18 protein-coding genes are annotated in these 18,286 nt (G+C 46.6%); 3 read left to right on the forward strand and 15 right to left on the reverse strand.

Going from position 1 to position 18,286, the window contains the following annotated elements; all coding sequences use genetic code 11:
• Nucleotide 1 precedes the first annotated feature (1 nt).
• The gene (gatC, locus tag OM95_RS08750; protein WP_041872682.1) at nt 2-283 is read right to left on the reverse strand and encodes an Asp-tRNA(Asn)/Glu-tRNA(Gln) amidotransferase subunit GatC; all 282 of its coding nucleotides are present in this window, start codon (nt 281-283) and stop codon (nt 2-4) included.
• A gap of 118 nt (nt 284-401) precedes the next feature.
• Here gatC and ligA point away from each other — a divergent pair, with 118 nt between their 5' ends.
• Nucleotides 402-2,402, forward strand: a complete 2,001-nt coding sequence (gene ligA, locus OM95_RS08755; RefSeq protein WP_041872685.1) for an NAD-dependent DNA ligase LigA — start codon at nt 402-404, stop codon at nt 2,400-2,402.
• 3 nt (nt 2,403-2,405) lie between these two features.
• Here the strand turns inward: ligA and OM95_RS08760 are convergent, their stop codons facing one another.
• From OM95_RS08760 to OM95_RS08770, 3 genes are all read right to left on the reverse strand, one after another.
• A complete protein-coding gene (locus OM95_RS08760; protein ID WP_041872687.1) occupies nt 2,406-3,764 on the reverse strand; it encodes a hypothetical protein in 1,359 nt (452 codons plus the stop codon).
• A 159-nt stretch (nt 3,765-3,923) separates the two neighbouring features.
• Nucleotides 3,924-4,118, reverse strand: coding sequence for a histone-like protein (locus OM95_RS08765; RefSeq protein ID WP_041872690.1), 195 nt, complete (start codon nt 4,116-4,118; stop codon nt 3,924-3,926).
• Nucleotides 4,119-4,206: 88 nt separating this feature from the next.
• Nucleotides 4,207-5,679, reverse strand: coding sequence for a metallophosphoesterase (locus OM95_RS08770; RefSeq protein ID WP_291515917.1), 1,473 nt, complete (start codon nt 5,677-5,679; stop codon nt 4,207-4,209).
• Between the two features lie 23 nt (nt 5,680-5,702).
• On the opposite strand from OM95_RS08770, the gene murD reads away from it, so the two are divergent.
• Complete coding sequence (murD, locus tag OM95_RS08775; protein ID WP_291515919.1) at nt 5,703-7,010, forward strand: UDP-N-acetylmuramoyl-L-alanine--D-glutamate ligase; 1,308 nt, start codon at nt 5,703-5,705, stop codon at nt 7,008-7,010.
• Here the strand turns inward: murD and OM95_RS08780 are convergent, their stop codons facing one another.
• The 11 genes from OM95_RS08780 to OM95_RS08830 all read right to left on the reverse strand — a co-directional run bounded on the left by OM95_RS08780 (nt 7,011) and on the right by OM95_RS08830 (nt 17,322).
• Nucleotides 7,011-9,035 (reverse strand): hypothetical protein, encoded by a 2,025-nt coding sequence (locus tag OM95_RS08780; protein ID WP_291515921.1) that lies wholly within the window; start codon nt 9,033-9,035, stop codon nt 7,011-7,013.
• Between the two features lie 133 nt (nt 9,036-9,168).
• A complete protein-coding gene (locus OM95_RS08785; RefSeq protein WP_041872699.1) occupies nt 9,169-9,609 on the reverse strand; it encodes a hypothetical protein in 441 nt (146 codons plus the stop codon).
• Nucleotides 9,609-10,256 carry a fructose-6-phosphate aldolase gene (gene fsa, locus OM95_RS08790; protein WP_041872702.1) on the reverse strand — a complete coding sequence of 216 codons (648 nt, stop codon included), beginning with the start codon at nt 10,254-10,256 and terminating at the stop codon, nt 9,609-9,611. Before fsa ends, OM95_RS08785 begins: the two co-directional genes overlap by 1 nt.
• Nucleotides 10,257-10,313: 57 nt before the next feature.
• Nucleotides 10,314-10,823: a hypothetical protein gene (locus OM95_RS08795; protein WP_041872705.1), complete on the reverse strand. Its 510-nt coding sequence runs from the start codon at nt 10,821-10,823 to the stop codon at nt 10,314-10,316.
• Entirely contained in the window at nt 10,820-11,506 is a 687-nt protein-coding gene (locus OM95_RS08800) for a dihydrodipicolinate reductase C-terminal domain-containing protein (protein WP_041872707.1), read from the reverse strand. Before OM95_RS08800 ends, OM95_RS08795 begins: the two co-directional genes overlap by 4 nt.
• Entirely contained in the window at nt 11,503-12,384 is an 882-nt protein-coding gene (gene dapA, locus OM95_RS08805) for a 4-hydroxy-tetrahydrodipicolinate synthase (protein ID WP_041872709.1), read from the reverse strand. The genes OM95_RS08800 and dapA overlap by 4 nt, the downstream gene beginning before the upstream one ends.
• The gene (gene dapF / locus OM95_RS08810) at nt 12,381-13,238 is read right to left on the reverse strand and encodes a diaminopimelate epimerase (protein WP_041872710.1); all 858 of its coding nucleotides are present in this window, start codon (nt 13,236-13,238) and stop codon (nt 12,381-12,383) included. Before dapF ends, dapA begins: the two co-directional genes overlap by 4 nt.
• Complete coding sequence (locus tag OM95_RS08815) at nt 13,235-13,444, reverse strand: hypothetical protein (RefSeq protein WP_041872712.1); 210 nt, start codon at nt 13,442-13,444, stop codon at nt 13,235-13,237. Before OM95_RS08815 ends, dapF begins: the two co-directional genes overlap by 4 nt.
• Nucleotides 13,428-14,282 (reverse strand): hypothetical protein, encoded by an 855-nt coding sequence (locus OM95_RS08820; protein WP_291515923.1) that lies wholly within the window; start codon nt 14,280-14,282, stop codon nt 13,428-13,430. The genes OM95_RS08815 and OM95_RS08820 overlap by 17 nt, the downstream gene beginning before the upstream one ends.
• 16 nt (nt 14,283-14,298) lie before the next feature.
• On the reverse strand, nt 14,299-14,871 hold the full coding sequence (locus OM95_RS08825; RefSeq protein WP_041872717.1) for a hypothetical protein: 573 nt from the start codon (nt 14,869-14,871) through the stop codon (nt 14,299-14,301).
• Between the two features lie 75 nt (nt 14,872-14,946).
• Nucleotides 14,947-17,322 (reverse strand): DNA translocase FtsK, encoded by a 2,376-nt coding sequence (locus tag OM95_RS08830; RefSeq protein WP_041872720.1) that lies wholly within the window; start codon nt 17,320-17,322, stop codon nt 14,947-14,949.
• 148 nt (nt 17,323-17,470) lie between these two features.
• Here OM95_RS08830 and OM95_RS08835 point away from each other — a divergent pair, with 148 nt between their 5' ends.
• On the forward strand, nt 17,471-18,109 hold the full coding sequence (locus OM95_RS08835; protein WP_041872722.1) for a radical SAM protein: 639 nt from the start codon (nt 17,471-17,473) through the stop codon (nt 18,107-18,109).
• The last annotated feature ends 177 nt before the right edge of the window (nt 18,110-18,286 follow it).

Genomic DNA, 18,286 nt, shown 5'->3' on the forward strand with positions numbered 1-18,286 from the left:
TTTACACCACCGGCGGAACTTTAAAGAGGTTCCCCGCTTTGGCTGGGGCATTGGCGGTCATTTCTTCTGCGGTGAAATCCTGCTGAGCCACATCTTCCCGCCAATATGATTCAATTTCAGTGGGTGTAACCAACGGCGCAATTCCCGCCGTGTTAATTTTTGAAATTTGTTCGAAATGACCCAGGGCTTTTGCCAGTTGAATGCTGTATTCTTGAGCCTCTTCTTCGGTTACATGCAGGCGCGCCAGCTTGGCAATATGTTCAATAGTCTTTTTGTCGATCACCGAGACATCTCCTTCACGAGATTTAAGATTTTAAAATAAACAAAAAACACAGCCCCGTCACCGCGTTCTTTCCGTTTTTGGACTGGACCTTTTCCCTCAGAATGATAAATTCATTGCCATGTCAAAAAAGCGCCACGAAGAGCTCAAAAAAATCATCTCACACCACGACTATCTTTACCATGTCATGGACAGCCCTAAAATCTCGGACTACGAGTACGACCAGCTGTTTAATGAGCTCTTGGCTTTGGAAAAATCAGAAAAGAATTTGGACCTTTCAGATTCTCCCTCAATGCGCGTGGGCGGAACTCCGCTCAACGCCTTTGAAAAAGCCCCTCATCGAATTCCCATGCTGTCGTTGGCCAATAGCTATTCTCCTGAAGACATCTTCGACTTCGACGAGCGTGTAAAAAAATTCCTTAATACAGATGAAAACATAGAATATCTCGTAGAACCAAAGTTCGACGGTTTGTCTATGGAACTCATCTATGAAAATGGTCACTTCGTGCGCGCGCTGACCCGCGGGGATGGTACCGTCGGCGAAGATGTCACTCAAGGTGTTCGAACCATCCGCAGCGTTCCTCTTAAACTGAGCACTCCAAATCCGCCAACACTTTTGGAAATACGTGGCGAAGTTTTAATGTTTAAACAGGACTTTGCTAAGCTTAACGAAACCCAACAGGAAAATGGCCAGCAGACTTTTGCAAACCCACGCAATGCCGCTGCGGGCTCTGTCCGGCAATTAGACCCTAAAGTGACTGCGTCGCGCCCCCTTCGTTTCTATGCCTATGCTTTGGGCGCCGTCGAGGGTGTTGAATTCAAATCCCAACTAGAGATCGAAGAATATTTTCATAAGATGGGCGTTCCTTCATTACAAAATAAAGAGGATCTGAATCTTGTGCGTCTTTGTCAGGGGCCGCAAGAAGTTGTGGATTACTATCATCATGTTGAAAAAGTTCGCCCTCAACTACCGTTTGATATTGATGGCGTTGTGATCAAAGTAAACTCCCTTCGCCTGCAAGACGATTTAGGACTTGTCGCGCGAAGCCCGCGCTGGGCCACTGCCGCCAAATTCAAACCGGAACAAGCCCAGACGGTGATTGAAGATATTGTTGTGCAAGTGGGCCGAACCGGAGCCCTGACCCCAGTGGCGATTATGAAACCTGTGAAGGTGGGTGGCGTCACCGTGACCAATTCTACTTTGCACAATCAGGACGAAATCAACCGCAAAGATGTGCGCATAGGCGACACAGTGATTATTCAAAGAGCCGGGGATGTGATTCCTGAAGTTGTCTCTGTAGTGGCGGAAAAACGCCCCAAATCCAGCAAGCCCTTTACGATTCCTTCCGAATGCCCCGCTTGTGGATCAGAAACAGTAAAAACCGAAGGCGAGGTCGTCACTCGCTGTGTGAATCCACTCTGCACCGCCGTTGTGAAAGAGTCCTTAAAACACTTTGTTGCTCGCCGAGCCATGAATATGGACAAAGTAGGGGATCGGCTGATTGAAGCCCTGGTGGACAATAAACTTCTATCTAAATTTTCCGATTTTTACCGTTTGACCAAAGAAGATGTTTTATCGTTGGAACGACAGGGTGATAAATCGGCAGATAACATCATCAAAAGTATCGACGGAAGTAAAAACCCCACGTTGGCGCGCTTCATTTTCGCGCTAGGCATTCGCTTTGTCGGCGAGCAAACGGCAAAACACCTGGCAGATCACTTTATCAACATCGAAAACTTCCTTAAAGCGACAGAAGAGGAACTTTTGCTCGTGCCAGAGATCGGACCCAAGGTCGCAAAAGCCATCGTCGATTGGACATCCAACCAAAAGCTTGTGCATGAAGTTCATGACATGTTGAAGCTTGGTGTGAACATCACCAATCCGGTGCGCTCGCAAGAAGGTGCTCTTTCCGGAATGAGCTTTCTTATTACTGGAACTCTGCCAATCAAACGGGATGATGCCAAAGATATCATCGAAAAGAATGGTGGGAAAATTTTGGGGTCTGTCTCTTCAAAATTGAACTATCTCGTCGTCGGTGACGATCCCGGATCTAAAGTTGAAAAGGCGCAAAGCCTTGGCGTAAAAATTATTTCCTGGGATGAACTTCAAAAGATGCTTTAAATACTAGCGCTGCCCCGCTCGCGGGGCTGTCGCTTTATTGGCATCGACTAGTTCTGCCATTCTTCCACGCAAGTGTATGCAAGTCGCACTTAAATCTTTAATCGCGTAGTCGACTTGGGATTTACTGCGTCCGCGTTTTTCAAAGTGCTTTCGTAAAACACTTTCGTCCTGCTGACAAAGAACGTCCACCCGTCGAACCAAGGCGCGATACTCCTGAGGATTGGACTTAGCAAAGGCCAACGTTTCACTGGCTTTATTCGATGCTTTGACACATTCTTCGGTGGCGTTTTTAGATCGGCGAATACAAATCGGTTTATCCTCTTTAAGTCCGAACAAAACAGGATTGCAAAGCACGATGGCTTTACCTTCTTCGTTGTCACCGTAAATAGTCGTTTCAGATTTTTGGTTCTTGCAGGAATAAGTGACGAGCTTTCCTGAGGCATCGCGGATTTCTTTTTCACTAATCGGTGAACATTGTGGCCCCTCTACGGCCCATCCCGCATATACACAAGCTAAATGCTCTGTTTTGACCACTTCCTCAACATCCAGATTGTCATTGCCTTTAAGGCTTCCAACATCTTCCAAAGATCGTAGGTGAAAGTCCGAGACGTGCGGGTTGTTGCCAACACGGTCTAAGACCGCACCGCTGGAATCTCGTCGTTCGACTACAGTTAAGGGTTCTGTTTTGGAAGCTTTTTGAATTTGAGCCTGGGGACCTAAATCGATGACCACCTCTTCCGAAGAAGCTGGCGTAACGATCCGCTTTACAACGGTCTCTTTACGAAGGACAGGTGCCGCAAAAGGAGAAGAGCCTTCATCCAAGGTCACTTCGACATGTTTTGCAAGCTGGTCGGCGCTGATTTGAACTTTCGCGCCCTCATAACTTTTCTTTTCCAGCTCACCCAATAAATTCTTCGATATGGTCGCAGCATCATCGTTAGCACTGGTGCACACATTCACGCCACTCAGGCGGTCCCCTGGACAGCGCAGGCACACCAAGGACACAGCCATCTTGACACTTCTATGAACCTGACATCGCTCATCAGCAGCTTGCGTCGGTAGACCTTGAAAAAAAGAAGTCGCGGCACAAAGCACCCTAGAGGTCGCAACGGCCTTAAATAGAAAGTCGGGCAACAAACTGTATTTGCGTTTTAAATTGATTCTTTCTCCGGCCTCGACAGCATCAATTTTTGCATAGAAAGCCCGGATCTCGTTCAACCATGCCTTTTGATTTGCTTCAGAAAGACCGCGAAATTCTTCGTAGGACAAGGTCATTTTGTCGGTAGATTTATAGAACTTATTCTGGGCAAAAACACCGGAAGACAGAACCAGAAAAGATAGAAGCATTACCAGAAATTTCATTGCTGCATCCTTAATCCATTCAATTTTTACTTGTTTGATTTATCGGTGAAATAGCGACTGATCTTGAGATTTCTCAAAATGAGACGAGCAGCGAAAAACAGAAAAGCCCGTGGTTTGTGCCACGGGCTTTTTTTGCAATAAACTAAAATCAGCACCAAATTAAAGGTGATCGATCACGATATCGCGCGCCATAACAGTCTTGCGACCATCAGCTTTTGCACTTTCGATACCTTTTAAGCAAAGTTGCTCAATAGCTTTGCTAAGAACATCAATAGTCTCAGCAGAGGTGTTCATTTGACCTTTTTCTTTGATAAGTTTTTTTACTTTGCTTGTTACAACAAGTACTTCTGCCATGATTAAACCTCTCTCCATCCGTGTGTTTACCTGTAAAAGGTTTGCATAGGGTCCAGAAATTGACAATATGAAATCTTCTTGCGGCGCACTAATTATTTGCGATCGTCCTACCGGGGTTAGCAATTAGTTCAGATTTTCCATCAACGAACTTCATCAGTTCTGCCTGCCGATTTCCACCTTCCGTCGGAGAAATCCATACGAAGGTTTTTTGATCCAATGGTTTCGTACACTCCACATCCAAGAACGCCGGTGACCAGCAGCCCGAGTTCAAATGCTCGACGGAACCAATAATTTCATGGCGTGTATGATGAGTGTGTCCAAAGACGATGCGCTGCGCTTTAGTAATCGCACTGGCCATAGACAGGACACGATCGTCAGGCTCTTTATACCCCGACACTAACGAGGTGATCGACTTGCTATAGAAAAGAAAGAACGGCAACAACAAGAATAAGGGAATAAATGCCCAGAAGAAGGATATTTCATAAACGGACCTTATAAAAACCATCAGCTGAAAAATTAAAAAGAAGGCAAGAAAGACAAAAAAGGCACGATCCAACCAAAGCTCTCGGGCCAACAAAGAAGGATGGCTGGCGGCGGGGGCAACAAAAAGTTCTTTAAGTTCCCGAACCATGCGCGGCTCTGCGTTCGCTTTTTCGGCAATTCGAGACACACGGTCTTCAATCTTCAAAGGATTGCGAATTGGTGACGAGAGCCTGTCGAAAAAGGCATGAAGCAAAGTCACAACCGACCCCCAAAACCAGGTTATGATAAGGCCTGGCTGCGCCCGTAACATATATTTAAAAAAGAACCGGATGTATTCGGGTAGGGTCATAATATAATTCGTATCCACATGCGGATTAAAAAATCCCATGCCATTCGAGATATAACGACACGCTAAATTTCCAAAAGGCAGTTTGAGAGAGATAAAGTTATAGCCGCGAACAAACGGATTAATGGGGTCTTCACACATACAATAGGGATCGTATTGGTTCCCGTGTTCAACCAATGTGTCCTGATTGCTGATATAAAACCATTCAACAAAACGGACCTGATCTCTTTTGTGATCCGGCAAGGCCAGATGTTTATGTATTTCGGCCTGCACTTCCGCGAAGTGCAGTTCTAAATCGTGATTGCCAATAACAAAAATCGCGCGATGACCGCGCAGAATAAACTCTCTTAAGGCCCGGACAAACTCCGCATGATCCTTAAGAATGACTTCGACCTTGAACCGAGATCTTTCTTCACGGGGATACAGGCCGCGGTGTCGTTCCAACCAATCAACTCTGAAGGTGGGTTCGTCGGGTAAACGAAGGACACTGTCAAAATCGAAGATATCTCCGTTTAAGATCAATTCAATCGGTTGCCCCTGCGCTTTTTCCTCGATGTGCTTCAGAAAATTTTCAAAGACGTCATCAAAAAAGAACTGCCGAGTTTTAAATTTTTTCCATAAAGGAAACTTAATGTTTACCGGCTCCGCTTCGCACAGATGCAAGTCACTGATAATGGCAGTGTAAGTGGCGGATCTAAAATCAAGAACAGGTTGCGAAAAAGAAGTGGGCAAATCTTCCTCCCACGAATATGATCATGCAGATGAATGAATTTATCAAGAACCTCAAGACTCCAATTGCTATTGTCGGTATGGGTAAAAGCGGTGAAGCTGCACGCCGATTGCTTCTCAATCTCGGATTTTCGCCAGAGTCAGTCCTGACGTTCGATGGAAAGCTGCAAACGGCGGATTATAATGACCCCGATGCCTTGATGAGCAACGCAGCCCCAAAAACTCTTGTCGTATCCCCGGGCGTTCCTCTGACCTCAGCTTGGATTCAAAATGCACAAAAGAATGGCGTAAAGATAACAAGTGAAATTTCTTTGGCTTGTGCCTGTCTTGAAGGGGAAAAGTTAATTGGTGTCACGGGCTCTGTCGGTAAAAGTACGACTGTTTCACTTATGGGGGCCGGCTTAGAAGCATTCTCAAAAACGGGCTTTGTCGGCGGAAACCTGGGAACACCTTTTGCGCAGTATTCTGCCGAAGTCCTTGAAGGAAAGCGACCGCGCGCCGACTGGATTATCCTGGAGCTTTCCAGCTATCAGCTTGAAAACTGTGAAAACTTGGCTTTGGATTATTCCGCTATTACCTATTTTACCTCAAACCATCTTGAGCGTTACAACAACCTTGAACACTACTATCAAACGAAGTGGCATATTCTTTCTTTGACGAAAAACGCTCTTTTCTTAAATTCAGAGGGTGGTGACTTGGTTGAATATTCCAAGAAAAGAGATGCCGAGAACGTAAAGATTGTTTCTAAAGAAGATCCCGTCCTGAAAGGTCTTCACCTTGAAAAAGCTGAACTTATTGGGCAGCACAATCAGGACAACATCGCCCTGGCCTCGGCCCTTGCGATTGAAGCCGGCTGGCCCTCGGCGGCCGTCGACGGCATGAAACGATTTAAAGGTCTTGCTCATCGCCTTGAAAATGTCGGGACTTTCAAGGGGGTCCGATTCATCAATGATAGTAAGGCGACGGCCATGGACAGTGTTCTTATTGCAAGTGCAGCAGCCTATGACACTCTTTCCAATGGCGGAAAACTTTATCTTCTACTGGGCGGTCGGGATAAGAATCTGCCATGGCAGGATCTTTTGCCCTTGAAGCACTTTCAGTCGATTGAATTTGTTTTCTTTGGGGAATGCCGAGAAATCGCCCAGCAAAAATCTTCACTGCCAGGATCTTCTTATTCTCATTTGAATGAGGCCCTTCAGCATTGCTTTCAGCGAGCCAAAGACTCAGACACGGTACTGCTAAGTCCGGGCGGGACCAGCCTGGATGAATTCAAATCGTTTGAAGATCGCGGGAACTTCTTTAAATCCAAAGTTGCCGAATTCGCGCAAAGATAATTATTCGCGGAAGGTTAAGATCGAAAGCGAGTTCGCATCCACAGGCAAGAGACGCGAATATATTTTTCGGGTTCTTGCTCCTAACACCACCACCTCGTGGGTGTCTTCAGGAACATTGAAAAGAATGAAGCCACCGCCGGCAATTCCTTTGCGGTTTTGCAAAATGCGGCCCTGCATATCAAAGTAGACTATTTGTCTGGCGGCAAAGTCATCATGAGCAGCCAAATAAACCTCAAAATCTTCATCCGGAACAAAGCCGACAACAACACCGGTGCTGGGCATGTCGTCTAGTCTTAGGAAGGACTTGATGGATGTCAGCCATGACCAGTGAACCAGAGGAGCATGGATAAATTCATCGGTATCGTTATAGATATACCGCGCAGACACATAATCCGCGCCTTCGGGCTGAATACGCATAAGCCCCAAGCGACTGATGTGCGGTAACGAGACCGTTGTCACACCCGTCGCGACCTCTAGATCTTCTTGCAAACTTTGCATTGTAACCATGCCGGGGCGCGCTTCTCCGGTAAAGGCATCATAGATTCTAAGAGGAACCGTTTCTGACTTAATCGTAGATTCCACATCACCTTGTGCAACCGAGCCCTCTTCAACCACAACGTTCTGATATCCGATAATTGCTGACGATCGAGTTGCTAGCAAAGAATGAAATCCCGGCGTTACATCGACAAATGCAAAAAGACCATTGTCACTCGTGGACTTCAATTGAGGGTCCGGAATCATAAATGCATTAAAATAGACAGGGATCAGCGCTTCGTCTGACTCAACGACAACTTCGGCTCCGGCTAAAGCTTTTCCATCTAACGTCACTTTTCCCCAAATAATAGTGGGAACTTCAGACGAGGATTGCGCTCGTTGTTGCGCCACAATGTCTTGCAAAGCACGAATCATTGTTTCGGGATATAGCTGCGATTTGAATTCTTTTCCGGAAATTACAATGGCCGCCGTTTGCAAATGTTTCGGAGCCGCTGCCCGCATCACGGTTGTCGATCCTTTGGTAACGTTATCCATCGCCACAAGACCATCATCCTTTTTTACCATCACTTCGCTGGCACCTTTTACAAACGTCGCGCGTGTCTGCGCAGGAGCAACATCATTGGGCTTAGGATTGTAAGCACTGGTGATGATGCCTGCAAAGTCAGGGTGGGGTTCAATTTTTAACTTGGGCCCCTGCAAAGTTCCCGCATCAGCGGCGGCAACACGATTCAGACGGAAAGAGCCTTCACCTAAGGTCTTTCCCTCTTTATCCACAAGACGAGCAACCACCGTTCCTGTCTTGTTCTCGACTTCGATATTATAAAGACCTTGTCGCAAGTCTACGCGGCCCAATTCCTTTAGAACACCTTCATCGTTACGACGGATTTCGATATGATGCTCATTCGTCACCGCTAGGCCGCCTGTAATCTCAAGAGGACCTTGGATAAAATGACGAAGATTTTTTTCTTCAACAAATGAAGGCAATTCTTCCGAAGGCACATCCGGCAGCGATTGAGGATGTCTTGACGGAACCTCCACTGAGGCTTGAGACGGGCGAGTGCTCACCTGGCCAGAAGCAGACATTCCCGCTACATAGACATTTGCGCTTGACGGACTCGTTGCCAAAGCTCCTGATTTTTCCAAGACTTCACGAGCCATATCGCTCCAAGTTGGAACTGACCAATCCTGGTTCAGCACTTCGCTTCTTCTTTGCGCCTCTTGAAGACGTCTGGCTTGAGTCGTGGGCAATTGTTCCACCCACGAACCATCCGCCACTTCTTCGGCGGGCATTGAAGTTAAAATGGTCTCTGGCCTCTTCGTCAGCACCATTTCAGGAACCTCCACTTTTTTTGCAAAAAGAGGGGTGGCTGAATTTTTTTCCACCGCAAGCGTCGCGGGTTTAATTTTCGCAAGACGCGCCCATTCTTCAGAGACGCGCTCTGATTCAAGAACTTCTTCAAAGGCAATATGGGGTGGTGAATTTTTTTGTGCCTTGATCGTCAGCGCTTCATATATAGGAATGAACTTCAAGCCACTGATTGTGCTTGACCAGCATAAGCATCCCGCTAGTACTGCGAACGGAAGAATCCGTTTAAGCTGCATTCCTTGCAACGTAACCTCTTCAAATGAAAAGACTAGTCATATTGACTAGTCTTTATCGTATTTAGAAGGAGCGGAAGTCGTCAATCACGTTGCGTGTGTCGCGACTTTGGTTAAGCGCCCGGCGAATTTTTTCGGCCAGGACGCCGGCGCGGTCATCATCTCGGTCCACAAGCTCGAAGCCGCCATTTTCATTACGACCTTCGACGAGGACCTCGACCTGGACGTCATAAGGGCGCTGGTCCCCCAAGACTGTCACGTGCGTGTAGTAACGCTCGCGGGCCATATCCATTTTTTCGATGGGCTTATTTTTCTTGTCGTAATATTGAGAAAGCATCTCTCTGCCATTTTGGGTAACGACGCGGGGTTCGCCAATAACACTCATAACCACGCGTCGGGTCTCACTTACATTCAAAGGCGTTTCCCGAAGAATGACTCCTCCGGTTCTACAGCCAGACAAAAGAAGGGTTCCTGCCAAAATAAGAAAAAAGAGGTGTTTCATCATTACTTCTTCTGAGCTTTGTTCCAATCATCCATGAACATCTTAATACCTTTGTCAGTTAACGGATGATGAGTCATTTGCTGCATAACCTTAAATGGAATTGTCGCAATATCAGCTCCCATTTCGGCCGCCAATTGAATATGCATTGGGCTGCGCACACTTGCGACTAGAACTTCGGTCGCAAAGTCATAGTTCTGATAAATTTGAATAACCTGATTAACCATCGCCAAGCCTTCTTGGCCAATGTCATCCAAGCGACCTACAAATGGGGACACCATGGTCGCTCCGGCCTTTGCAGCAAGCAAAGCTTGCATCGGAGAGAACACAAGTGTGACGTTGGTCTTGATACCTTCTGCCGTCAATTTTTTTACCGCAATCATTCCGTCTTCGGTCATCGGGATTTTCACAACAATATTCGAAGCGATTTTTGCTAGCTCTTTTCCTTCGCGGAACATTTCTTCGGCTTGCAGACTAATAACTTCTGCAGAAACGGGACCAGAAACCTCTTTGCAGATTTCTTTAATAACCTCATGAAATGGCTTTCCTGATTTAGCGATCAACGACGGGTTTGTTGTCACGCCATCCACCCAACCGCGCAGATTGGCTTGTTTAATTTCTTCAATTTCAGCTGTGTCGATGAAAAACTTCATGGGTTCTCCCAAAGGAAAGTGATTTTATGTAACACCAAATTTGTACGTTGGCGCAGGCTAAAAATCAACCAGGCTTTTACCCTGAATATAAAACTCTGCCTGCTTTGCCGGAACAGCCGAGCGCGCTATCTCACTTAAATTCTTCTGATAAATGGGGTGCTCATATTGCCCCCAGGCTTCCGCAGAACAGCGAATAATCAAAGGGTCCTGGTGCAGCTGAGGATACGGTAAAGTCAGTCGGGGAGAGAGCAAAATTACATCGTCATAAGTCAATAAAGTGAACTCTTTATGGCTCTTCTTACTCAGGCCTGGATTTCCTTGCTCGGAAAATGAAAGAACTAGATGCAACAAGGCATCTACGTTCAAAGGTGTTTCAAAGCGAATGACGAACTCCAGATAGGCACTGAGATCCAAGCGCTCGTCCGTCAAATATCTTTTATAGACCGAGGAAATAGCGGAGATCTCACCACATTCGGCAAGTTTTCGAAGAACTTCTTTAGCTTGTTCGGTGCCGCCAACCAGATCCAAGGCGGCGTGAATCAAAGCAGAATGCCGAACAGGCGTCATACCTTTTTCCCAAACAACACGTCACGAATCTGATACAGGCCAGGTTTCTGCTTTATCAGCCATTCCGCAGCTTGCACCGCCCCTTTGGCAAAGACTGTTCGATTTAAAGCGGAATGTTCAAAAACCAAGACCTCTTCGTCACTCATGGAATAAACTTTGTGCACGCCAAAAACACCCCCGCCGCGAATAGCAACCGCCTCGGGAAGTTTTTTGCCAACAGCCTTTTCCAGGTTTTCCTGCAAAGTGATAGCTGTTCCGGATGGCTTGTCTTTCTTTCGGCTGTGGTGGATTTCTTCAATCTGAAAGTCAAAATGCGAAATCGCGGCAAGGTTCTTTAAAGCCTCATTCAAGACCGCGACCCCCAAGCTCATGTTCGAAGACCACAACACGGGGATTTTTTTTGAGTACTTATTCAAAAGATCTTTCTCTTTTTTAGAAAATCCCGTCGTGCCACAAACAACCGGCGTCTTGTGTTCGGCAGCTCGCTTTAGTACATCCTTAAGCGCTTCCGGCGATGAAAAATCAATCCACACATCTACTTGCGCCGCTTTTTTTGAATCGAATTTTTCATCGCGGTTCAACGGATAAAAAAGTTCACAACGGGGATTGGCGTCGACCACACTCACGATTTCTTGGCCCATGCGCCCCCCGGGACCAACAACACCTATTTTAATTTTTTTCACAATAAACCCACTTTTTTCATTTCCGCCTTTAGATTCTCGGTATGCTCTGGCGCCAGTTCTACCAACGGCAAACGCAAGGAAGCCGATTCAATAATTTCCATCAACTGAAGCGCCTTCTTGACCGGAATGGGGTTGGCTTCCACAAAAAGCAGGTTAATAAGATTCATGTATTTATTAATGTCTGCACGGGCTTTTTCGACTTGTCCTTCTGCAACCCATTTTTTCCACTGCACCATTTGTGAAGGAATAACATGAGTTGCGACAGAGATAACGCCATGGCCGCCGGCTGCCAGAAATTCCACATAGGTGCCGTCATCACCCGAAAGCATAACAAAATCTTTTCCGCAGGCTTTAATAATCTCTTGGGCAAAATCAATTTTTCCCGTGGCTTCTTTTATCCCGATGATTCCAGGAACTTTGGCGAGATCTTGAATTGTATCTGTCGCCAGCGACGTGATGGTTCGGCCCGGAACATTGTAAAGCAAGGTGGGTATTTTTACCGCGCCGGCAATGGCTTTGTAGTGTTCGAAAAGTCCACGCTGAGGTGGCTTGTTGTAATAAGGAACGACCACCAGAATTGCATCCGCACCCATTTCTTCCGCCTTGCGAGAAGCTTCAATGGATTTTGCCGTATCGTTAGAGCCCGTGCCCATGATCAAGGGAACTTGGTCCCCGACAAACTTGCGAATATGCTTAAAGAGTTCTGCCACTTCTTGCGTAGAAAGAGTCGGGCTTTCGGCCGTTGTTCCATTCACAACAAATCCATCAACGCCTCCGTCCAACTGCTGCTTTAAAAGACGATCCAAAGAAGCAAAGTCAATTTTGTCGTTTTTAAATGGCGTCACTAATGCCGTGAAAGTCCCTTTAAAATTTTTCATCCTACCACCTCAAGATTGTATTTAAATTCACCAACAAAAACTGCTCCCCCCGTCATCAGTGGCGACACCCCACCCTCGAAGTCGACAGACAGAAGCCCCCCGGGCATTTGCACCTTCACGTGCTTTTGCGAACTAAGCGCTGAATAAACATAAGCCGCCGCAACAGCGCCGGTCCCGCAGGCAAGAGTGAAGTCTTCAACACCTCTTTCAAAGGTGACCGCATCGATATGTCCCTGGGAGTTTTCAGCATAAAATGTAACATTCGCGCCCGCAGGTTTGAGATCTGCATGGGAACGCGCTTCGCGAGCCATTTCTTTTAGCTCGACAGAATCGGAAAGATTTTTAATTTTCTGTACTAGATGAGGCACGCCGGTATTTACCAGAGCAAATTTTTGCAGCCCCCGCGAATGCGTCAGAAGTTCAATAACTTCTTTCACAAAGCGCGCAGGTGGCATTTGCACGCGCACTTCATCGTCGCCTAACACATTCGCCGTCACCAGTCCTGCGCCAGTTCTAAATCGCAAAGAGGCGGCTTCAGCAGGTCGTCCCAAGTATTCATAGCAAAATCTCGCGGCACAGCGGGCAGCATTCCCACACATTTCGGCGGTGGAGCCATCCGAGTTATAGAAGTCCCAATTGTAGTCAAAACCTTCGGCCCCATCTTCGATCAGAAGAAAGCCGTCAGTGCTTAAACCCAGCACCGGGTCGCAAACAAGTTTTGCAAACTCGGCCCGAGACTTTCCCAAAGTTTTTTCCACATCATGCCAATTTGAATTTTTGCGCGCGTCGATCAATGCAAAAGTATTTCCCGCTCCGGACATTTTTACGATCGAGAGCGGCAGAAGCTTTTTCATCGCTCCTCCGACTCGTTGGCAGGCGCTTCTTCTTGGTCTTGTCGTAAAACTTTTGGCAGAGGTTTCTTTGCGGATTCCTTATACGTCGGCTCACCACGGCCTAAAGGCGCCGGATTAAGTGGCGGCAGAGGCCGGCCTTTGACTCCGCAACCGGCGAAGATCATCAGCATTCCACAAACGAGAAGGATTTTATTCAGGTGTTCCATTCATCCCCTTAAGCTCGCCTTCCACTTCAACTTGGCGGCGGCAAAGCATGGGGTCTATCATATACTGTCTATACTGGTTCGCTGAAATGTTTTTGCAGGTCATCACGTATTTCTGCGCATCATCCAGATTGGCTTTCTTTGCCATTTGTTCATATTTCCACGTCCAATAGAAAAGTTCGGGATACTTTTCATCGGATTTCTTTAAACCAGCTAGGGCTTCTTGCGCCTTTGTAAGACTTTTTTGACTCAAAGTCTTCTCAACCTCCAAAACTTGCCAAAACTTCTGAAGAGGGGACTTCTTAATGAAAACGCTGTCAACAATCTTCTGATATTCCAACCACCGTCCCTGGCAAACCAGGGCTTGCGCCAAGCTGAGTTTCAGCTCTTCGTCAAAGGTGACCGTTTTAAGTTGTTTTTGCACATTTTCCTGAGCACTTTTGCAGTCCCCTTTAGCAATGAGCAATCGGGCCTGCTCGTTCACAATTGAAAAATTGTCTGGCTCGATGCGGGCCGCTTCATTCACTTTGTCCAGTGCTTGGTTCAAATCGGTCTTTCTTAGGGAAACACCGGTCTCAAACAACTGCTGGGCTTTGTCACTAAAGAACACGTTCGCCACCTCGGCGGTGGTTTTCTTAAGTTCGGAAATGGCTTGGGGGCGCGCTTCGCGCTGAATGGCTGTCGCCAGAATATTGAGCGCCTGCTGACGATCGCGTTGCAAACTTAGATTATAGGCTTTTTCGATAATATCTTTATATGTCTCAGACTTTCCATTTTTGGTCTGAGCAAAAGCGGGTAGTGCTAAAAAGGAAAGAGCCGCAACAAGGGCGGCTCTTTTCATCGTCAATTGCATTGATTTAGTTCTTTTTGAAGTTTTTCAAAACAACTGTCACGTTACCGAACTGGCTTGGTGCAACTTGTTTCAACATTCCAGAAAGTGGAACTTGTTGTGGGTTGATCCATGCATTGATCTCAGCATTTTGCTCTTTGTCTTTAAGACGAGCGTGGATGCAATCGAAAGTACCAGCAGGAACAGTGATTCTGTCCTCTTTTACTTCAATAACTTCAACGTCTTGTTTGGGGACTTGTTGTTCTTTACCGTTCACTAGCATTTTTTTGATTTCGCCAGTATTTGGATCAAGAAGAGTCTCAACTTTTTGTTTTCCAGCGAAACCAAGATCCATGTTTTGATCCATCCAGATGCCATCAGCACCGATAGAACGAACTGACATAGACATTGAACCTTTGATGAAGCCCATGTCGATGTTGTAGTTAGCGTTGTCGCCAACTTTCCAGTCCAAACCCATTGTTTGAGCTTGATCCATGATCGCTGCATTTTGGATGTTAGCCAAAACTTCAACTGCAGTTGGAGCAGCAACAGCGTTAACTGAGAACGCAAGACCTAGAGCGGCGATAAGAGCCTTAACCATAAATTCCTCCTTGAATGGTTTTTTATTGTGGTGTCTTAATCACACCGACCTAAGGAGGTGGAGTCAAGGCTCAAATTATTGTTCTCTAAAACTACCCACGAGAACTTGACGCGGCTTGCTGCCGTTGGCAGGGCCAACAACGCCTTCTTTTTCAAAGATTTCGATCAAACGGGCAGCACGCGGATATCCGAGTCTAAACTTTCTTTGAATCAAAGACGCAGAAATTTCCTTCTGTTCGGACGCCCACGATAAAATTTCATCGTAACGCTCGTCGTACTCTTCCTCGCCAAAACCGCCGCCGCCAGAGTCCCCGGCATCGCCACCATCACCGCCCGTGAATCCATCTAAAGCTTTCATAGCTAACGGATCATATTCAGGTTCAGCCTGAGCCGCCCAGTGTTTCACGACGTTGCCAATTTCTTTATCTGAAAGATAGGGGCCGTGATGACGTGTCGGTTTACCCACCCCCGGCGCTTGGAACAACATATCTCCGTTCGGCAGCAGGCGCTCTGCTCCAGAGTCGTCGATGATGATACGCGAATCCATCTTTGACGCCACTTTCAGAGCCACGCGGCCCGGAATGTTGGTTTTAATCAAACCCGTCACAACATCTTTACGCGGCGACTGTGTCGCCACGATCAAGTGAATACCGCAGGCGCGGGCTTTTTGCGTCAGACGCTGGATCGGCTCTTCAATATTTTGTTTTTCCACGATCATCAGGTCGGCAAGCTCATCCACGACAATCACGATGAAGGGAAGTGGTTGGTAGTAATACTGATCCAACTTCGCTTTGCCTTCTTCCAGCTCAAGATTGATTTTTTCGTGCTCTTCAATCTCGGATTTAGAGAGTGCCCCGGTCTTTTCGTTGAAGGCTTCAATTTTGCCCACACCAAATTTCGATAGGGACTTATAACGTTTTTCCATCTCGCGAACCGCCCACTTCAAGGCCGTGGCCGCTTTCTTAGGCTCAGTCACATGCGGAAGCACCAAATGCGGGACCGTAGCGAATGGAGCCAAGTCGACCATTTTCGGATCGATAAGAACCAGACGCAAAGTTTTTGGCGAGTGACGGAACAATAGACCCGTAATAATAGAGCCCACAAACACGGACTTACCTGAACCTGTGGTTCCGGCAATCAGCAAATGCGGCATCTTGCGAAGATCGACGACTTTAGGTTCACCATCCACCGCTCGTCCCACCGCCATGGGCAAGGCAAGATCCTCACTCCAGAACTGATCTTCGGCGATCAAGTCTTTGTAATACACTGTTTCGCGCTTGAGATTGGCCGTTTCAATACCCACCACATCTGTTCCAGGGATGTGACCGACCACACGCACAGATTCTGATGACAATGCCAAAGACAAATCATCTTCAAGCTCAGAAATCTTACTGATCTTAACGTCAGCGTTGGGCTTAAACTCATACATCGTAACCAAAGGCCCTGGCTTCGCATCCTGGATCGAGCCCTCAATAGAGAAGTTCTTAAGCTTCTCTACCAAAGAGTCCGCTTTTCTTTGAATCTCGGCCTTATCGATTTTAATACGCGAAGCCGGAGGATCTTCCAACAACGCCAACTTCGGCATGTCCCAGTTTTCGATGCGGCGAGGAGGTTTCGCCTTCATCACGACTTTACGCTTCTGCGCAAGTCTCACGGCTGGCGTTTCTTCCTCTTCTTCAATCTCTTCTTCGTCCTCTTCCTCGGCTTCGGCGGCGTCCGCCAATAAAGCGTTCAGATCTTCATCCTCTTCCTCTTCGTCCTTGCCTACGAATTTTTTATCAGAAAGAGGAAAGACGGTTTTAGGCTTGTCGTCTTTGAGGTCGGCTTTTTTGGCTTTGGCTTTTTTCTCTTTCACGAACATACCGGCGAAGAAACCCGCAATCTTATCCATGAATTTCTTTTTCTTCAAAAAGGCCATGAAGCCGCGCGGGGCTTCGGAAAGCTCCTGCAAGGATTTTTCGAAGTAAAATACAATCAAAACAGCCATAAGCGAAAGCAGAATGACCTGAACGCCAATAGAGTTAAACGCCCGCATCAAGGCTTGAGAAACACCCAAACCTAAAAGGCCGCCCAGATAAATCTGTTCTTTGAAAACTTTTGTCGTCGGCAAATAGAGTGATAGAAGGGCCGCAATATTGACAATCAAAAGGAGCGCCCACACAAAACGAATGTTCTTAAGATTTAAGGGTTCCCCTTGAAAGCTGGAATACGCAATACGCAGAAAGCTCGCAACAACGACCCAAGCCGCCAAACCAAATGCCTGATAAAGCATGTCGGCAAGGAAGCTTCCAACAATACCACAATAGTTCGTGGCCTTAAGCCCTTGCCCGATAGAATTTAACGAGGGATCAAAAGGATTGTAGCTAAACAAAGCCAGGGCGAAGAAGAGCCCAAAACCTAAAAAGCCGATTGCAATGACGTCCTGACGAAACTTCTTAAGAAAATGATTCATTTAAAAAATTTACGAAATTTCCCCTAGTTAGTCATTCTAAGTGGAGCAACCTTGACTTAAGACTGGTGTGGTTCCGAAAAATGCCGTATACACATATCCTTGCATTAACGCCTGACCCGCAGGGTCATCGTTGGGAGCCACGTTTAGCATGCTAAAAATAAACGAAATTTTCTATAGTATTCAGGGCGAAACGACGTATGTGGGTCATCCCACCGTTTTCGTGCGCCTGACCGCATGCAATCTGCGCTGCACTTACTGCGACACCAAGTATTCTTACTATGAAGGCGAGTTGCAAAGCCTTGAAACAATTCTCACAGAAATTGAATCTCACAAAACACCGTATGTGTGCATCACGGGTGGAGAACCGCTTTTACAAAAAGAAGTTCACACCTTGATGAATACTTTGTGCGATCGTGGCTTCAAAGTTTCCTTAGAAACAAGTGGCTCAAAGAGTATTGAACACGTCGATCCCCGAGTGAAAGTGATTTTAGACGTAAAAACTCCAGACAGTGGCGCTGCGGATTCATTCGTGATGAGCAACATCGGCTTTTCCACACCCAGCACGGAATTTAAGTTTGTTATTTGTTCTGAAAAAGATTTCGAATGGTCCGAAGAATTCTGTCGTCAACACAATTTATTTGAAAAATTTGTGGTTTTATACAGCCCATCATACGGCCAAGTGTCTGAACGCTGGTTGGCAGAAAAAATTTTGCATCAAAATTCATCTGCGAGGTTGCAATTGCAGCTGCATAAGTATATTTGGTCTCCCGAAACACGCGGAGTGTAGTCCACTCCAAAAATAAATAAGCTGAACATTCTTGGGAGTTCCATGACGCCGAACCTAAACAGTTCCGATAATCTTTTTGTCGCTAATCTTCAGTCCGTAAGCCTGGAAAAGCTTGTTAAGAGCAAACTGGAAGTTCTTTTTGCTCAACAAAAAGAAGCACAAGTTGAGTTGAATGGT

It is taken from the genome of Bdellovibrio sp. ArHS (genome assembly GCF_000786105.1).
Taxonomy (GTDB): Bacteria; Bdellovibrionota; Bdellovibrionia; order Bdellovibrionales; family Bdellovibrionaceae; genus Bdellovibrio.